The following is a 16,855-nucleotide window of genomic DNA, read 5'->3' on the forward strand; positions in this document are numbered from 1 at the left end:
CGCAGCCGGTCCGGACACGGACCGCGCCGGTATCATCGACCCGTTATGGCACGCATCTACGACTGCTCCGTCGACACGGACCTCCTGACCGGCACCCGTCTCGCGCGGACGGCCATCGGCCGCGGCGAGCTCGTGGTGATCCCCACCGACACCGTCTACGGCGTCGCGGCCAACGCGTTCGACGCCGCCGCGGTCCAGCGCCTGCTCGACGCGAAGGGACGGACGAGGCAGTCGCCGCCGCCCGTCCTGATCGGGGACGTGGCCGCCCTCGACGCCCTCGCCGAGAATGTGCCGGAGGCGGTGCGCGACCTCGCGCGCGAGTTCTGGCCCGGCGGGCTCACCATCGTCCTGCACGCCCAGCCCTCACTGGTCTGGGACCTGGGCGAGACGCGCGGGACCGTGGCGCTGCGCATGCCGGACAACCCGGTGACGATCGAGCTCCTCGCCGAGACCGGCCCGCTGGCGGTCTCCTCCGCCAATCGCACGGGGCAGCCCTCGGCCACGACCGCACAGGAGGCGTTCGACCAGCTCGGCGACTCCGTCGACGTCTATCTCGACGCCGGCGCCGCCGGATCGCGCTACAGCGACCGCCCCGCGGGCGCCAGCGAGTCCTCGACGATCGTCGACGCGACAGCGCTGAGCTTCGAGGGCGGCACCCTGCGCATCCTGCGCCAGGGCGTCGTGTCGGCCGAGCGGATCCGCGAGGTCGTCGGAGACCTGTTGCCGGATCCGGACGCGCCTCGTGCCGAGACGTCGGAGCCCGACCCCTCCACGGCCGGCGCGGCGCAGGCCGGGGACCAGCAGGAGCCCGCCGAGACCGCGACCGGCAGCGACCCGTACGCCTTCGAGCGGACCCCGACCGCGCGCCCCGACTGGGCCTCCGGCGCCCGCCTGCAGGACGACTCCGCGCCCGGCGACTCCGCGCCCGTCGATTCCGCCGATGCGCCGGACACGGGCTCGTCGAGCACGAACGCGCCGACGCCCAACACCGGCACCGGCGCCGCCCGCACCGACTCCGCTCCGGGTGAGTAACCGGTGATCACCTTCGCCCTCGTCTCGCTCGCGGTCGCGCTCGTGACCGGAGCGCTGTCGTGGGTCATCTGGAAGCTGAGCCTGAAGTACCGGCTCTACCCGAAGATCCGCGTCAGGGACATGCACACGCGGCCGACCCCCCGCCTGGGCGGCATCGCGATGTTCCTCGGGATCCTCGTCGGCTTCGGCATCGCCTCCCAGCTGCCCTACTTCCGGCTGGTGTTCGCCAATCCCGAGCCGATCCTCGCGATCCTCGGCGCGAGCCTGCTCATCGTCCTCATCGGCGTCGCCGACGACATCTGGGACCTGGACTGGACCACGAAGCTGGCCGGTCAGCTGATCGCCGCCGGCCTGATCGCCTGGAAGGGCGTGCAGATCGTCTCCCTGCCGATCGGCGGCCTGACCGTCGGCTCGCCGTGGATGTCGCTGATCATCACCGTGCTCGCGATCGTCCTGGTCACCAACGCTCTCAACTTCATCGACGGCCTCGACGGCCTCGTGGCGGGCGTCGCCCTGATCGCCAACGGGGTCTTCTTCCTCTACAGCTACCTGCTGGTGCAGCAGACCTCGCCCACCGACTACTTCAACCTGGCCTCGCTCATCGCGGTCCTGCTCGTCGGCGCCTGCGCCGGATTCCTCCCCATCAACTGGCGTCCGGCGCGGATGTTCATGGGCGACAGCGGCGCACTGCTGATCGGGATGCTGATGGCCACCTCCGCGATCGCGGTCACCGGCCAGATCGACCCGGCCCAGCTCGCGGCGAAGGAGCTCCTGCCCGCGTTCATCCCGATCATCCTGCCGTTCGCGATACTCGTGGTGCCGCTGATGGACTTCGGCCTCGCTGTGATCAGGCGCCTGCGCGCGGGAAAGTCGCCGTTCAGCGCCGACCGGAAGCACCTGCACCACCGCCTGCTCGACATGGGGCACTCCCACCTGCACGCCGTGCTGATCTTCTACGCGTGGACCGCCGTCGTCGCCGTCAGCTGCCTGCTGATGTTCGTGGTCGACGTGCTGTGGGTCCCGCTCGTCTTCCTCAAAGTCGGTCTGCTGGTCTGCACCGTCGTCACGCTCGCCCCGCTCAGCCGCCGCAAGCGGCTCGAGGCGGCGGCGCAGTCCGCGGAGGCCTCACCCGTCCTCGACCCCCTCGACCGCGCGTCCTCGACGGAGCTGCTCCGTCCGCCGGCCGGACTCCCGATCGACCGGGACACGACAGCGCCGACCACGGCGCGGAAGGAAGCATCATGACCGGAGCCTCCCCGGCCACCCCCCGTCCGCAGCCCGCGTCCGTCCCCGTCCTGCGCCGCGCGCTGGTCGTGGGCGGCCTCTTCGTGCTCGCCCTGGCCGTTCTCGGCACCGTCGTCGGCGGGATCGCCGCCGGGGGAGAGGGCGCGATCGGAGCCCTCCTCGGCGCGATCGTCGGCGGCGTGATGGTGCTCCTCACCGCCGCGAGCATCCTCGTCGCCAACCGCCTCGACATCGGCGGGTTCTTCGCCGTCGTCCTCGGCACGTGGCTCGCCAAGTTCGTGCTGTTCGTGATCGCCGCCCTGGTCCTGCGCGATCAGCCGTGGCTGAACAGCACCGCGATGTTCGTCACGATCATCGTCGCCGTCCTGGGGTCCCTGGTGATCGACGTCCTCGTCGTCTCGCGCTCGCGCATGCCGAACGTCAGCGACATCGCTCGATGAGGACGAGCCGAACGGTTCCTGAGAGGACCACGATTCGGCTCTCAGGCCGTTCTGTTGCTACAGTAGGGACGAATCCCGCAGGCGAACGTGTCCTCAGATCGTCTCATCGTTGATGGCGGTCGTCGAGCACGATCGCCGTCCGAGCGGAAAACCCCACCTTTCGTCGTCGCGAGAGCGTTGCGTCCGAATGATTCGATTCGGTCGGCTGCAACGTGCCACGCCCCGAATTCCAGGAGCTAGCGCTGTTTGCTAACGCTGTGACCCTGTTGGTCTCGTCCTCGACCGGTGAGAGTGACTTCCACACCCCGTCGATCTCCGAGTTCTTCCCGCCCGGTTTCCTCTTCGAGGGAACCCCTTTCGAGATCAACCGCGTCATGCTGGTCCGCTTCATCGCGGTCATCGCACTGATGCTGTTCTTCTGGCTCGGGACGCGCAAGCTGCGCCTCGTCCCCGGCCGCTTCCAGAACGTCGTCGAGCTCGCGTTCGACTTCGTCCGCGTCACCATCGCCAAGGACATCCTCGGCGAGAAGGACGCGCGCCGGTTTCTCCCGATCCTCGTGACGATCTTCTTCGCGATCATCTCGATGAACCTGACCGGCATCGTCCCGTTCCTGAACATCGCGGGGACCTCCGTGGTGGGCATGCCGCTCTTCCTCGGCCTGGTCGCCTACGTGACGTTCATCTACGCGGGCATCAAGGACCGGGGGATGGGCTTCTTCAAGAACGCCCTGTTCCCGCCCGGAGCGCCGTTCCTGATCTACTTCATCCTCACGCCGATCGAGCTGCTGCAGACGTTCATCATCCGTCCGCTCTCGCTCGCACTGCGGCTCGTGATGAACATGATCGTCGGCCACCTCCTGCTGGTGCTGTGCTTCTCGGCCACGCAGTTCTTTCTCTTCAGCTCCCAGATCGACCCGGGCTTCAAGCTCTTCGGCGTCGTGACCTTCGCCTTCGGCGGTGCGTTCACGCTCTTCGAGCTCCTCGTCGCCGTGCTGCAGGCCTACATCTTCACCCTCCTCGCTGCGGTCTACATCCAGTTGGCCGTCGCCGAGGAGCACTGACCCCACTACTCACGGGCTCCCGCCCGTTCTCACGATCACCCCACTGAAAGGACCCACTCGTGGACTCAGTCACCGTTCTCGCCGAACTCACCGGCAACATCGCGACGGTCGGTTACGGCCTCGCAGCGATCGGCCCCGGCATCGGTGTCGGCATCGTCGCGGGCAAGACCGTCGAGGCCATGGCGCGCCAGCCCGAGATGGCCGGCCGCCTCCAGACCACGATGTTCCTCGGCATCGCGTTCACCGAGGTGCTCGCGCTCATCGGCCTCGCCACCTACTTCATCTTCGCGGCGTAGTCGTGTTCAGCACCGCTGTGAACATCGCTGCGGAAGAAGGTGACGTCCCCGCGGTCATTCTGATCCCGGAGTTCTACGACTTCTTCTGGTCGGGGGTGATCTTCCTCATCCTGCTGTTCTTCTTCTGGAGGCTGGTCCTGCCGCGCCTGCAGAAGATGCTCGACGCGCGCTCCGCCGCGATCGAGGGGAACATCGCGAAGGCCGACGAGGCCCAGCGACAGGCCGAGGCCGCCCTCGAGAAGTACACCGCTCAGCTGGCCGAGGCCCGCGCCGAGGCCGGAGTGATCCGTGAGAAGGCGAACGCCGACGGCAACGCGATCGTGGCGGCGAAGAAGGAGCAGGCGCAGGTCGAGGCCGAGCGCATCCTCCACAACGCGCACGCCCAGATCGAGGCGGACCGTCAGGCCGCCGTGGTCTCGCTCCGCTCCGAAGTCGGAACCCTCGCCATCGACCTCGCCTCCGGCGTGATCGGCGAGAGCCTCAACGACGACGCGAAGGCGTCCGCGATCGTGGACCGCTTCCTCGCCGACCTCGAGGCCTCGGAGAAGGCGAACAACTGATGGGTAGCGCGTCCAGGCAGGCACTCGCATCGGCGAAGGCGGAGCTCTCCGCCCTCGCCGGTCAGGCGTCCCTCGACACGGCCCAGCAGCTCTTCGAGGCCGCACGGGTCATCGACGGCCAGGCGCAGCTGCGCGCGGCCCTCGCCGACCCGAGCGCCGACTCGAGCAGCAAGCAGGCTCTCGTCGCCCGCGTGTTCGGTCCCTTTGGCGAGCCGGCCAAGCGCCTGCTCACCGTGATCGTCGGTTACCGCTGGTCGAGCCCGAGCGACATGGTCGCCGGGGTCGAGGAGGTCGGGGTCCGCGCGATCGCGTCCTCCGCTCCGGAGGGCGTCAACCTCGAGAAGGAGCTCCACTCCTTCGGCGAGGTCGTCGCCTCCGACGCCCAGCTCGAGCTCGCGCTCGGCAGCAAGCTCGCCGCCGCCGACTCGAAGGTCGCGCTCGTGCAGCGCCTCCTCGAGGGCAAGGCCGCGGCCGAGACGCTGGCGATCCTCCGGCAGCTGATCGCGCACCCGCGCGGTCGCCGCATCCCGGAGCTCGTCCGCTTCGCAGCAAGCGTGGTCGCCGACCAGGGCGGGTTCATCCTCGCCACGGTCTCGGTCGCCGCACCGATCGCCCCCGAGCAGCTCGACCGGCTCCGCTCGGCGCTCACGCGCCAGTACAGCCGACCGGTCTCCGTCAACGTCGTGGTCGATCCCTCCCTCCTGGGCGGGATGCGCCTGCACGTCGGCGACGAGGTCATCGACGGAACCGTCTCCGCACGGCTGTCCGACCTGAAGCTCCAGCTCGCGTCCTGACGGGCGCACGTATCCTCAGAGGGCACTGCCCTCGACCCCCGCACCATCCAGGTCAGGCCCCGACGACCTCTTCGGCTCGCACGGACCCAACGAATAGGAATTCCCATGGCAGATATCACCATCAGCCCGGATGAGATCCGCGACGCGCTGAAGGACTTCGTCTCGTCGTACGAGCCGGGCAAGGCCTCCACCACCGAGGTCGGCTACGTCATCGACGCCGCCGACGGCATCGCCCACGTCGAGGGCCTCCCCGGCGTCATGGCCAACGAGCTCATCCGCTTCTCCAACGGCGTCCTGGGCCTGGCCCAGAACCTCGACGAGAACGAGATCGGCGTCGTCGTCCTCGGCGAGTTCTCCGGCATCGAGGAGGGCATGGAGGTCACCCGCACCGGCGAGGTCCTCTCGGTCCCCGTCGGCGACGGCTACCTCGGGCGCGTCGTCGACCCGCTCGGCAACCCGATCGACGGACTCGGCGAGATCGCCTCCGAGGGCCGCCGCGCCCTCGAGCTCCAGGCTCCCGGCGTCATGTCGCGCAAGTCGGTCCACGAGCCGCTGCAGACCGGCATCAAGGCCATCGACGCGATGATCCCGGTCGGCCGCGGCCAGCGCCAGCTCATCATCGGGGACCGCCAGACCGGCAAGACGGCCATCGCGATCGACACGATCATCAACCAGAAGGCCAACTGGGAGTCGGGCGACACGAACAAGCAGGTCCGCTGCATCTACGTCGCGATCGGCCAGAAGGGCTCGACCATCGCCTCGGTGAAGGGCGCGCTCGAGGACGCCGGAGCGATGGAGTACACGACCATCGTCGCGTCCCCGGCCTCCGACCCCGCCGGCTTCAAGTACCTCGCCCCCTACACCGGCTCGGCCATCGGCCAGCACTGGATGTACGGCGGCAAGCACGTCCTGATCATCTTCGACGACCTGTCGAAGCAGGCCGAGGCCTACCGCGCCGTGTCGCTCCTCCTGCGCCGCCCGCCGGGACGCGAGGCGTACCCGGGTGACGTCTTCTACCTGCACTCCCGTCTGCTGGAGCGCTGCGCGAAGCTGTCCGACGAGCTCGGCGCCGGCTCGATGACCGGTCTCCCGATCATCGAGACCAAGGCCAACGACGTCTCGGCCTACATCCCGACCAACGTGATCTCGATCACCGACGGCCAGATCTTCCTCCAGTCCGACCTCTTCAACGCCAACCAGCGTCCCGCGGTCGACGTGGGCATCTCGGTCTCGCGGGTCGGCGGCGACGCGCAGGTCAAGTCGATCAAGAAGGTCTCCGGCACGCTGAAGCTCGAGCTGGCGCAGTACCGCTCGCTCGAGGCCTTCGCGATGTTCGCCTCCGACCTCGACGCCGCCTCGCGCCGTCAGCTCGCCCGCGGCGCCCGCCTGACCGAGCTGCTCAAGCAGCCGCAGTACTCGCCGTACCCCGTCGAGGAGCAGGTCGTCTCGATCTGGGCCGGAACGAACGGCAAGCTCGACGAGGTCCCGGTCCCCGACGTGCTGCGCTTCGAGCGCGAGCTCCTGGACTACCTGGGCCGCAACACCCAGGTGCTGAACACCCTCCGCGACACCAACGTGCTCTCCGACGACACCGTCGCCGAGCTCAACCGTGCCGTCGACGGCTTCAAGCTGGAGTTCCAGACCGGTGAGGGCAAGCCGCTCGCCTCGGTCGGGCGCGAGGAGCACCAGGCCATCGCGGCCGACGAGGTCGGCCAGGAGAAGATCGTCAAGGGCCGTCGCTGACCAGCGGCACCCCGTCGATTCGCCACTTTTAGGACAACAGGAGACACATGGGAGCGCAACTCCGGGTCTACCGGTCGAAGATCCGCTCGGCCCAGACGACCAAGAAGATCACTCGGGCCATGGAGCTGATCTCGGCCTCGCGCATCCAGAAGGCGCAGAACCGCGTCGCTGCCGCGGCGCCGTACTCGAACGCGATCACGCGCGCCGTGTCCGCTGTCGCGACCTACTCGAACGTGGAGCACCCGCTCACGACCGAGCGCGAGAAGCTGGACACGGCCGCGATCGTGATCTTCACCTCCGACCGCGGCCTCGCCGGCGCGTTCTCCTCGAGCGTGCTCAAGGAGGCCGAGGAGCTGGCCGCGCTGCTGCGCAGCGAGGGCAAGGAGGTCGTCTTCTACCTGGTCGGCCGCAAGGCGAACGCGTACTTCTCGTTCCGGAAGCGGGCCAGCGTCCGCGTCTGGACGGGCGGCACCGACCAGCCCGTGTTCGAGACGGCGAAGGAGATCGCGGACGCGGTCGTCGAGTCGTACAACCTCGATGACGAGGAGGGCGGCGTGGACGAGATCCACCTCGTCTACAACCGCTTCGTCAGCATGGTCACCCAGCAGCCGACCGTCGTCCGGCTGCTGCCGCTCGAGGTCGTCGAGGGCGCCGAGGAGCAGAACAGCGAGCTGTACCCGCTCTACGAGTTCGAGCCCGACCCCGAGACGGTCCTCGACCGCCTCCTACCCGTGTACGTCGAGAGCCGCATCTTCAACGCGATGCTGCAGTCGGCGGCCTCGGAGCACGCGGCACGCCAGAAGGCCATGAAGTCGGCGAGCGACAACGCGGACACGCTGATCAAGACCTACACGCGTCTCGCCAACAACGCCCGCCAGACCGAGATCACGCAGCAGATCGCCGAGATCGTCGGCGGCGCCGACGCCCTGTCCTCCTCCAAGTAAGAGGGCTCCGCTCCACACAGTTTCGACTCCGCCCTCCGGGAGCGGTGAGACCACAGAAGGAAGTAGCAATGACACTGACCGCACCTGAGGCGGCGACCGGGACGTCGGGCGGGGCCATCGGCCGCATCGCCCGCGTCACCGGCCCCGTCGTTGACATCGAGTTCCCCCACGACGCGATCCCCGAGGTCTACAACGCGCTCTACACGCACGTCGAGGTCGAGGGCGTCTCGAGCAAGCTGACCTTCGAGGTCGCGCAGCACCTGGGCGACGACCTCGTCCGGGCCATCTCCCTGAACCCCACCGACGGACTCGTCCGCGGCCAGGAGGTCCACGACACCGGCCTGCCGATCTCGGTCCCGGTCGGCGACGTGACCAAGGGCAAGGTCTTCAACGTGATCGGCGAGGTGCTCAACGCCGACGCCGACGGGAAGATCAACGGCGAGTCGTTCGAGATCACCGAGCGCTGGCCCATCCACCGCAAGCCCCCGCAGTTCGATCAGCTCGAGTCCAAGACCGAGCTGTTCGAGACCGGCATCAAGGTCATCGACCTGCTCACTCCGTACGTGCAGGGCGGCAAGATCGGCCTGTTCGGCGGCGCGGGCGTCGGCAAGACCGTCCTCATCCAGGAGATGATCCAGCGCGTCGCGCAGGACCACGGTGGAGTGTCCGTGTTCGCCGGCGTCGGCGAGCGCACCCGTGAGGGCAACGACCTCATCGCCGAGATGGAGGAGGCGGGCGTCTTCGACAAGACCGCGCTCGTCTTCGGCCAGATGGACGAGCCGCCGGGAACGCGTCTGCGCGTCGCCCTGTCGGCACTGACCATGGCGGAGTACTTCCGCGATGTGCAGAAGCAGGACGTGCTGCTCTTCATCGACAACATCTTCCGCTTCACGCAGGCCGGCTCGGAGGTGTCGACCCTCCTGGGCCGCATGCCCTCCGCGGTGGGCTACCAGCCGAACCTCGCCGACGAGATGGGTGTGCTCCAGGAGCGCATCACCTCGACGCGCGGACACTCGATCACCTCGCTGCAGGCGATCTACGTCCCCGCCGACGACTACACGGACCCGGCGCCGGCGACCACCTTCGCCCACCTCGACGCGACCACCGAGCTCTCCCGTGAGATCGCGTCGAAGGGCCTCTACCCGGCCGTCGACCCGCTCACGTCCACCTCGCGCATCCTCGACCCCCGCTACCTGGGCGCCGACCACTACCGCGTGGCGACGAACGTGAAGCAGATCCTGCAGAAGAACAAGGAGCTGCAGGAGATCATCGCGATCCTCGGTGTCGACGAGCTGTCGGAGGAGGACAAGATCACGGTGTCGCGTGCGCGCCGGATCCAGCAGTTCCTCTCGCAGAACACCTACATGGCGAAGAAGTTCACCGGTGTCGAGGGATCGACCGTCCCGCTGAAGGACACGATCGAGTCGTTCGACGCGATCACCAAGGGCGAGTTCGACCACGTGGCCGAGCAGGCGTTCTTCAACGTCGGCTCGATCTCGGACGTCGAGGAGAAGTGGACCCAGATCCAGAAGGAGAACGGCTGATCATGGCCGGGACCCTGAAGGTCAGCGTCGTGTCCGCGAACGCCGAGGTGTGGTCCGGAGAGGCGAAGCAGCTCACGGCTCGCACGGTCGAGGGCGAGATCGGCATCCTCGCCGGCCACGAGCCGATGCTCGCGACCCTCGCCACCGGCGAGGTGCGCGTCACGGCCCTGGACGGCACGCGTCTCACCGCGCAGGCCGACGACGGCTTCCTGTCCGTCGAGAACGACGTGGCGACCGTGGTCGCCCGTCAGGCATCGCTGGTCTAGTACACCGCCGCTCACCGCGGCTCGGAGGGGCCGGACGATCATCGCGATCGTCCGGCCCCTTCGTCGTGCCGCCCGTCCCTCTTCTCCGAAGGAGTCCTGTGCACGTCCTGCTGCCACCGTCCGAGACGAAGCGCGACGGCGGCGACGAGCCGTTCGTGCTCGAGTCGCTCGCCTTCCCCGAGCTCCACGCGAAGCGGCGCGAGCTGGCGGAGGCGCTGATCGCGCTGGCCGGGGACCCCGAGCTCTCTGCCAGGGCGCTGAAGCTCGGTCCGCGTCAGTTCGGCGAGATCGATCGCAACGCGGGGCTCGCGACCGCGGCAGGTCTCCCCGCGGTCGACCGCTTCGACGGGGTGCTGTTCGATGCGCTCGACGCGCGCAGCCTCGATTCCGGTGCACGGGAGGTGCTCGGTCGGACGGCGATCGTGCAGTCCGCGCTCTGGGGGCCGATCCGCGCCCTCGACCTGATCCCTGCATACCGTCTGTCCCACGACTCCCGTGTGCCGGGCAGACCGCTCAAGCGGTGGTGGGCGGCGGAGGCCGGGCGGGTGCTGAGCGCGCTCGACGGGCTCGTCCTCGATCTGCGGAGTGAGGCGTACGCGGCGCTCGGACCGGTCCCTGCGGGCGAGGGGCGGTTCTTCGTCCGCGTCCGCTCGCGCGGGGCCGACGGCGTCCTCCGGTCGCTGAACCACTTCAACAAGCAGGGCAAGGGACGCTTCGTCAGGGCGCTGGCGGAGGACCGGGTGGCGACGGAGTCGCTCGGCGAGCTCTCGGCGTGGGCGGCCGGGCGCGGGTTCCTGCTCGCCGAGAACCGGCACACGGGAGAGCTCGACCTCGTCGTGCCGGAGTCGTAGGCGTCAGCGTCGGCGCCAGCAGCCGGTGAGGTGGTCGTCGACGACTCCGGCCGACTGCATCAGCGCGTACGCGGTGGTCGGTCCGACGAAGCGGAGCCCAGCGGCCTTCAGCGCTCGCGCGAGCGCCGTCGACCCGGGCGTCGTCGCAGGGACGTCGGCGGCTCGGACCACCCGGTCCTCGACGTCCGGATCGTGGAAGGACCACACGAGCTGGTCGAGCGCGCCCTCGCCTCTCTGCTCCAGGAGCGCGAGCACGGCCCGGGCGTTGTCCCGGGTGGCGATGATCTTCGCGCGGTTCCGGATGATGCCGCTGTCCTCCATCAGCCGCTCGACATCGGTGTCGTCGTACCGGGCGACGCGGGCCGGATCGAAGCCGTCGAAGGCCTCGCGGAACCTCGGCCGCTTGCGGAGGATCGTGATCCAGGAGAGGCCGGACTGGAACGCCTCGAGGGAGATCTTCTCGAACAGCGGGCGATCTCCGTGCAGCGGGGTGCCCCATTCCTCGTCGTGGTAGCGGCGGTACTCCGGATCCGCGCCGCTCCAGGCGCAGCGGACCAGGCCGTCCTCTCCCTCGACGAGTCCGTCGGCCGTGCTCATCGGTGGGGGATCCCCTCGTGATCGAGAAGCCAGGCTTTCGTGGCGACGCCCTCGCCCGCGCTGAAGCCGGTGATCCGTCCGTCGCTCGCGAGGACGCGGTGGCAGCCCACGATGATCGGCACCGGGTTCGCACCTACCGCTCCGCCGATCGGCCGGCCCGCCCGGGGGCGACCGGCGGCCGTGCCCAGTGCGCCGTAGGAGGTGATCTCCCCGAAGCCCAGAGCCTGGAGCCGCTGCCAGATCTCGAGCTGGAAGGGCGTGCCGCGCAGAGCGACCGGCAGATCGAAAGAGCGGCGGGTCCCGTCGAAGTACTCGTCCAGCTGCTCGACGGCCCGCAGGAGCACCGGGAGGTCCGACTCCGGGAGGTGCTCGTGCGGGAGCAGACCGGCCTGCTCGATGGCGAGCGAGACGATCGCATCGCCGTCGCTGCCCACTTCGATGCGGCCGAGGGGGCTCGTCGTCCGTCGGACGTGAAGGGGAGTCGTTCTCATGCGTCGAGAGTATCCGCGAGACTCCCCACCGACCGGCGGGAATCGGACACCGGTGCAGAACTCGGCCGATCGGTCCCTGTGGAGGGATTCCTGGGGGCCGGAGGGCGCCATCCGTGCGCCGGCGATTCGGTGTCGATGGGACCTCTCCCTCCACAGGCGGCGATCTCGAGATCCTTCCGATGATCCCGAGGGCCGTCGCTCCCGGCGGGTGCGAGGGTCGGCAGGATCGCAGCATGACCTCCTCAGCGATCTTCCTCCACCCCGCTCCCGCTTCGCGTGTCCCGGCCTCACCCGACGACGCCGCCCTGTTCCACGCCGCTCACGGGTCCCGGCGGGGTGCGGCCGAGGCGAGCCTCGTGCTCGTCCCGTTCCGGGCCGGCGCGCCGAGCGGCTCGCTCCGCTTCGAGCTGTCGGGGGCGGATCCGTCCCTGATCGCGCGGGCCAGCCTCGGTGCGCTCGGCCGGTTCGGGCGGGTGCAGCGAGCACTCGCGCTGGTGCATCCCGGCGAGGCGGGTCCGGAGTCGTGCGAGGGACTCGTCGCCGCCCTCGAGGAGCGTGCGCGCCGGCTCCCCGGCCTCGCCCTCCGCGTCGCCGTGCTCCCGTCGTCCGGCCGCGACGACGGGCTCGAGGCCGGCGACCGGGACGACCCGCGAGCGGTGGCCGCCGCGGTCGACCGTCTCCTCGACCGCCACCCGCGGGCCGAACTGCCCGACGTGCTGTTGCACGGCGTCGACGACCTCGTCCGGCGAGCTCTCACCGGTCCCGATCCCGAGGTCCGGCCTGCGGGCCTGGCTGCGCTCGTCGTGGCCGTGCAGCGCAGCCGCGGTGCGGACCGCGTGCTGCGGTCGGCGCGGAGCGGTGACCCCGGCGCGGCGGGAGCGCTCGCCCCGCTGCTCCGCCGTGCCGCCGTCGTCGCACCCGCGAGCGAGCGAGCCGGAGTGCTCGTCCTCCTCGCGCGGATCCTGGCCGGTGAGGGCCGTGCCGACGAGGCCGGACGGCTCGCCGACGAGGCCGTCGCTCTCGATCCGCACCACGCAGGTGCGCGCCGGGTCGCGGCCGCACTCGCCGCCGATCGGCGGGAGCGCGCCGCGTGAGGTCGCTAGAGCCGCGACCAGGCCTCGGTGAGAACGCTCCGGAGGATCTGCTCGATCTCGTCGAACTCGCGCGGGCCGATGGTGAGCGGCGGTGCGAGCTGCACGACGGGATCGCCTCGGTCGTCCGCCCGGCAGTACAGCCCCGCGTCGAAGAGCCCCTTCGAGAGGAATCCGCGCAGCAGCCGCTCCGACTCGTCCTCGTCGAACGTCTCCTTCGTCGCCTTGTCCTTCACCAGCTCGATGCCGAAGAAGTAGCCGTCGCCCCGGACGTCGCCGACGATCGGCAGGTCGAGCAGCTTCTCGAGCGTGGACCGGAAGACGGGCGAGTTCTCTCGCACGCGCTCGTTCAGGCCCTCCTCCTCGAAAATGTCGAGGTTCTCGAGCGCGACCGCGGCCGAGACGGGGTGGCCGCCGAAGGTGTAGCCGTGCGGGAAGACGACCTGACCGTGGCGGAAGGGCTCGTAGATCCGATCGCTGACGATCGTCGCGCCGATGGGGGAGTAGCCGCTGGTCATCCCCTTCGCGCAGGTGATCATGTCCGGCACGTAGCCGTACTCGTCGCAGGCGAACATGTGCCCGATACGGCCGAACGCGCAGATCACCTCATCGGACACCAGCAGCACGTCGTGCTTGTCGCAGATCTCGCGGACCCTCTGGAAGTACCCGGGAGGGGGCGGGAAGCAGCCGCCCGAGTTCTGCACGGGTTCCAGGAACACGGCGGCCACCGTGTCCGGCCCCTCGAACTCGATCATCTCCTCGATGCGGTTCGCCGCCCACAGGCCGAACGCCTCCAGGTCGTCGCCGTGCTCGGGAGCCCGGTAGAAGTTGGTGTTGGGGACACGGAAGCCGCCCGGCACCAGCGGTTCGAACATCGACTTCATCCCGGGGATGCCCGTGATCGCGAGCGCTCCCTGGGGAGTGCCGTGATACGCGACCGAGCGCGAGACGACCTTGTGCTTGCCCGGCTTGCCCTGCAGCTTCCAGTAGTGCTTGGCGAGCTTGAACGCCGTCTCCACCGCCTCGCCGCCGCCGGTCGAGAAGAAGACCCGGTTCAGGTCGCCCGGCGCGTGGTCGGCGAGCCGGTCGGCCAGCTCGATCGCCGAGGGGGTCGCGTAGGACCAGAGCGGGAAGAAGGAGAGCTCGGACGCCTGCTTCGCCGCGGCCTCCGCCAGTCGGCGCCGCCCGTGTCCCGCATTGACGACGAAGAGGCCGGACAGGCCGTCGAAGTACTTGCGCCCGGTGCTGTCCCAGATGTGGTGTCCCTCGCCGCGCGTGATGATCGGCACGCCCGCGCCCGAGTCCATCGTCGACTGACGGGTGAAGTGCATCCAGAGGTGGTCCTTCGCCTTCTTCTGCAGGGAGGCGTCGTCGGTCCCCCCAGGCGCGTCGGTCCCGCGGACGGGATCGCCCGACTCGAGGCCGGAGGTCGAGAAGGCTGTCTCGGTGGTCATCTTTTACCGCGTTCCCCAGTTGTAGAACTGCTTGTGGAGCTTCAGATAGACGAAGGTCTCGGTCGAGAGCACGCCGGGAAGCGACCGGATCTCCTGGTTGAGCAGGGCGATCAGATCGTCGTCGTTCTCGCACACGACCTCGGCGAGGATGTCGAAGGAGCCGGCCGTCAGCACGACGTAGTCGACGGCGGGGATGGAGGCGAGCCGGTCCGCGACGTCGCGGGTGTCGCCGGTGACGCGTACACCGATCATCGCCTGGCGGTAGAAGCCGAGCTGCATCGGATCCGTCACCGCGACGATCTGCATGACGCCCGACTCGGTGAGCTTCTGCACCCGCTGCCGGACGGCCGCCTCGCTCAGGCCCACGGCCTTGCCGATCTCGGCGTACGAGCGCCGACCGTCGGCCTGCAGCTGCTCGATGATCGCCTTCGACACCTCGTCGAGCTGGACAGGACGCTGAGAGGGCGGGCGAGACGGGGCCATGCGGCGATTCTGGCAGTCCACGGATGCCCGGGCAAGTGGATCCGCACGTCGGAGCTCGATCCGGCATCGGATCCGGTGGTCGGAGCGTCGACCCGTCTGCGCGACGGACATCGGGCGACAGCGATGGCGGCCGGCTCGGCGGAGGGCCGTCAGCGACTACCATCGGGAGGCGGCCGGGCACCCCTGGCGCCGGCGGTCACGGGCCGTCGGACCGGACGGCCGCGGGCCACGGGGATGCGAGGAGCAGCGATGACGCAGATCGGCCGCAGCCGCGCGTCCGTCACCGTCCCCGTCTCCGCCTGGAGCTCCGACGCACCCTCGGCCGAAGTCACCCTCGGCTGGGCCGCGCGCACCGAGACCGGCCACGTGCGCAGCGCGAACGAGGACAGCTACCTCGCTAAGAGCCCGCTCTTCGCTGTCGCCGACGGGATGGGCGGGCACGCGGCAGGAGAGGTCGCCAGCGACGCGGTCGTGTCGCGCCTGTCCACCGCGGCGCTCGGCGCGACCGTCGGAGCGGAGGAGATCGACCGGGCGCTTCGGGAGGCGGTCGGGGACATCGCCCGGCAGTCGCACACGGCCGACGTCGGCACCGGGACCACGGTCACCGGGATCGCGCTCACGGTGGTCGGAGGAGAGCCCTACTGGTCCGTCTTCAACATCGGCGACTCGCGCGTGTACCTGAGCGTCGCCGGGACCCTCGTGCAGCTCACCGTGGACCACTCCATCGTCCAGGAGCTGGTCGACGCGGGCCTGATCTCCCGCGACGAGGCCGACGTGCATCCGCACAGCAACGTGATCACCCGCGCGGTCGGCTTCCACGAGGCGCCCGTCCCCGACTACCGGCTCGTGCCCGTCCTCGCCGGATCGCGTCTGCTGATCTGCTCGGACGGACTCACGAAGGAGCTGACCGATGCCGGCGTCGGCCACCTGCTCAGCGGCACCGGCTCCGCTCAGGAGGCGGCCGACGCCCTGGTCGACGCCGCGCTGGACAACGGCGGGCGCGACAACGTCACCGTGATCGTCGTCGACGTCCTCGCGGTCACCGGCGACGAGGAGGCCGGCGCACCGGTCTGACGAGCAGCGCCCCGGCACGGGGCGGCCGCGGTCGTGGTGCCGCCGGACCGCCCGCACGCGCCGAACGGCCGTACGACGGTCCGGCGCCTGCCGGTTCGCGTCGGGTTCGGCCGGCTCGGGGCTCCCCGCGCCGGCGCTGGGTACGATGGTGAGCGGAAGGGCGTTCTCGGTGATCTGCAGCACGTGTGGCTCCAACCTCGCTCCCGGGGCGATCCTCTGCGGCGAGTGCGGTTCGTCGGTGGCGGCGCATGCCACGACGGGTGCGTCCCGCCCCTCGTCCTCCGGCGACACGACGGTCCTCGACCCGTCCCGCCGTGCCTGGCTGCCGGGCCTGGCCCCCGGCCGGCACCGGCGTCCCGCCCCCGGCGCACCGATGGCGCCGCCCTCGCAGGGGCTCGTGCGCCTCAGCTTCGCGACCGGGCAGCACGCGATCGTGACCGGCAACGGCCTGATCGGACGCCAGCCGCTCCCGGACCCCAACGAGACGTTCCGGCACATCCTCGCGATCCCGGATCCGTCGCGATCCCTCTCCAAGACCCACCTCGAGTTCGGCTTCGACGAGGGCGGGCTCTGGGTCAGGGACCGCTGGTCGGCCAACGGGTCCGTGCTGGTCGCGCCTACCCAGGCGCCGCTCCCGCTCGAGGCCGGCCGCCGCTACCGCGCGAAGCTCGGCAGCCGGATCCTGCTCTCCTCGGTCGAGATGGCGGTCGAGCGCGTCGACGGGTCCGCCGGCGGCTCGGGACGCCCGCCCCTCACCCGCTGACGGCACGGCCTCCGGGGACCGAATCGGCGGTCGACACGGCCTCCGGGTGCGGAATTCGTGACGATCATGTTTCCGGATGAGCGTTCTCCTCCGTTCGCCGTGACAGGCGGATGAGCGCTGTGCCAG

At 69.8% G+C, this 16,855-nt stretch carries 18 protein-coding genes and 1 pseudogene; 15 read left to right on the forward strand and 4 right to left on the reverse strand.

All coding sequences use genetic code 11. The features are described 5' to 3' along the window. Positions 1-45: 45 nt before the first annotated feature. The 12 genes and pseudogenes from C5C37_RS04225 to C5C37_RS04280 all read left to right on the forward strand — a co-directional run. Positions 46-735, forward strand: a pseudogene (locus C5C37_RS04225) (L-threonylcarbamoyladenylate synthase); the annotation flags it as partial. 300 nt (positions 736-1,035) lie between these two features. Then, complete coding sequence (locus C5C37_RS04230) at positions 1,036-2,277, forward strand: MraY family glycosyltransferase (RefSeq protein ID WP_181127368.1); 1,242 nt, start codon at positions 1,036-1,038, stop codon at positions 2,275-2,277. After that, positions 2,274-2,717, forward strand: coding sequence for a hypothetical protein (locus C5C37_RS04235; protein ID WP_104223021.1), 444 nt, complete (start codon positions 2,274-2,276; stop codon positions 2,715-2,717). Before C5C37_RS04230 ends, C5C37_RS04235 begins: the two co-directional genes overlap by 4 nt. 257 nt (positions 2,718-2,974) lie before the next feature. After that, positions 2,975-3,778, forward strand: coding sequence for a F0F1 ATP synthase subunit A (gene atpB / locus C5C37_RS04240; protein WP_068254016.1), 804 nt, complete (start codon positions 2,975-2,977; stop codon positions 3,776-3,778). A 59-nt stretch (positions 3,779-3,837) separates the two neighbouring features. Beyond that, positions 3,838-4,074 carry an ATP synthase F0 subunit C gene (locus tag C5C37_RS04245; protein ID WP_055794702.1) on the forward strand — a complete coding sequence of 79 codons (237 nt, stop codon included), beginning with the start codon at positions 3,838-3,840 and terminating at the stop codon, positions 4,072-4,074. A 2-nt stretch (positions 4,075-4,076) separates the two neighbouring features. Continuing rightward, on the forward strand, positions 4,077-4,634 hold the full coding sequence (locus C5C37_RS04250) for a F0F1 ATP synthase subunit B (protein ID WP_244229449.1): 558 nt from the start codon (positions 4,077-4,079) through the stop codon (positions 4,632-4,634). Beyond that, positions 4,634-5,428: a F0F1 ATP synthase subunit delta gene (locus C5C37_RS04255; RefSeq protein ID WP_104338525.1), complete on the forward strand. Its 795-nt coding sequence runs from the start codon at positions 4,634-4,636 to the stop codon at positions 5,426-5,428. Before C5C37_RS04250 ends, C5C37_RS04255 begins: the two co-directional genes overlap by 1 nt. A gap of 105 nt (positions 5,429-5,533) precedes the next feature. Beyond that, entirely contained in the window at positions 5,534-7,171 is a 1,638-nt protein-coding gene (gene atpA, locus C5C37_RS04260) for a F0F1 ATP synthase subunit alpha (protein WP_104223023.1), read from the forward strand. Between the two features lie 47 nt (positions 7,172-7,218). Continuing rightward, positions 7,219-8,115 (forward strand): F0F1 ATP synthase subunit gamma, encoded by an 897-nt coding sequence (locus C5C37_RS04265; RefSeq protein ID WP_104223024.1) that lies wholly within the window; start codon positions 7,219-7,221, stop codon positions 8,113-8,115. A gap of 68 nt (positions 8,116-8,183) precedes the next feature. Then, positions 8,184-9,659 (forward strand): F0F1 ATP synthase subunit beta, encoded by a 1,476-nt coding sequence (gene atpD, locus C5C37_RS04270; protein WP_104223025.1) that lies wholly within the window; start codon positions 8,184-8,186, stop codon positions 9,657-9,659. 2 nt (positions 9,660-9,661) lie between these two features. Next, entirely contained in the window at positions 9,662-9,925 is a 264-nt protein-coding gene (locus C5C37_RS04275) for a F0F1 ATP synthase subunit epsilon (RefSeq protein WP_104338526.1), read from the forward strand. Positions 9,926-10,023: 98 nt separating this feature from the next. Continuing rightward, positions 10,024-10,776, forward strand: a complete 753-nt coding sequence (locus C5C37_RS04280) for a YaaA family protein (protein WP_104223027.1) — start codon at positions 10,024-10,026, stop codon at positions 10,774-10,776. Between the two features lie 3 nt (positions 10,777-10,779). On the opposite strand, the gene C5C37_RS04285 is transcribed toward C5C37_RS04280, so the two are convergent. Then, positions 10,780-11,373 (reverse strand): DNA-3-methyladenine glycosylase I, encoded by a 594-nt coding sequence (locus tag C5C37_RS04285; protein WP_104333011.1) that lies wholly within the window; start codon positions 11,371-11,373, stop codon positions 10,780-10,782. After that, complete coding sequence (locus C5C37_RS04290; RefSeq protein ID WP_104223029.1) at positions 11,370-11,864, reverse strand: methylated-DNA--[protein]-cysteine S-methyltransferase; 495 nt, start codon at positions 11,862-11,864, stop codon at positions 11,370-11,372. Before C5C37_RS04290 ends, C5C37_RS04285 begins: the two co-directional genes overlap by 4 nt. A gap of 233 nt (positions 11,865-12,097) precedes the next feature. On the opposite strand from C5C37_RS04290, the gene C5C37_RS04295 reads away from it, so the two are divergent. Continuing rightward, positions 12,098-12,958 carry a hypothetical protein gene (locus tag C5C37_RS04295; protein WP_104333012.1) on the forward strand — a complete coding sequence of 287 codons (861 nt, stop codon included), beginning with the start codon at positions 12,098-12,100 and terminating at the stop codon, positions 12,956-12,958. Positions 12,959-12,963: 5 nt separating this feature from the next. Here C5C37_RS04295 and C5C37_RS04300 read toward each other — a convergent pair whose 3' ends face one another. Together C5C37_RS04300 and C5C37_RS04305 are read right to left on the reverse strand one after the other, a co-directional pair. Next, positions 12,964-14,409, reverse strand: a complete 1,446-nt coding sequence (locus C5C37_RS04300; RefSeq protein ID WP_104262499.1) for an aspartate aminotransferase family protein — start codon at positions 14,407-14,409, stop codon at positions 12,964-12,966. 3 nt (positions 14,410-14,412) lie between these two features. After that, the gene (locus C5C37_RS04305; RefSeq protein ID WP_104223032.1) at positions 14,413-14,892 is read right to left on the reverse strand and encodes an Lrp/AsnC family transcriptional regulator; all 480 of its coding nucleotides are present in this window, start codon (positions 14,890-14,892) and stop codon (positions 14,413-14,415) included. 249 nt (positions 14,893-15,141) lie between these two features. Here C5C37_RS04305 and C5C37_RS04310 point away from each other — a divergent pair, with 249 nt between their 5' ends. Together C5C37_RS04310 and C5C37_RS04315 are read left to right on the forward strand one after the other, a co-directional pair. Beyond that, positions 15,142-15,966 (forward strand): PP2C family serine/threonine-protein phosphatase, encoded by an 825-nt coding sequence (locus tag C5C37_RS04310; protein ID WP_104225583.1) that lies wholly within the window; start codon positions 15,142-15,144, stop codon positions 15,964-15,966. A 238-nt stretch (positions 15,967-16,204) separates the two neighbouring features. Further along, positions 16,205-16,729, forward strand: a complete 525-nt coding sequence (locus C5C37_RS04315) for a hypothetical protein (RefSeq protein ID WP_104223034.1) — start codon at positions 16,205-16,207, stop codon at positions 16,727-16,729. Positions 16,730-16,855 lie beyond the last annotated feature (126 nt).

The organism is Rathayibacter sp. AY1F9 (genome assembly GCF_002932155.1).
Taxonomy (GTDB): domain Bacteria; phylum Actinomycetota; class Actinomycetes; order Actinomycetales; family Microbacteriaceae; genus Rathayibacter.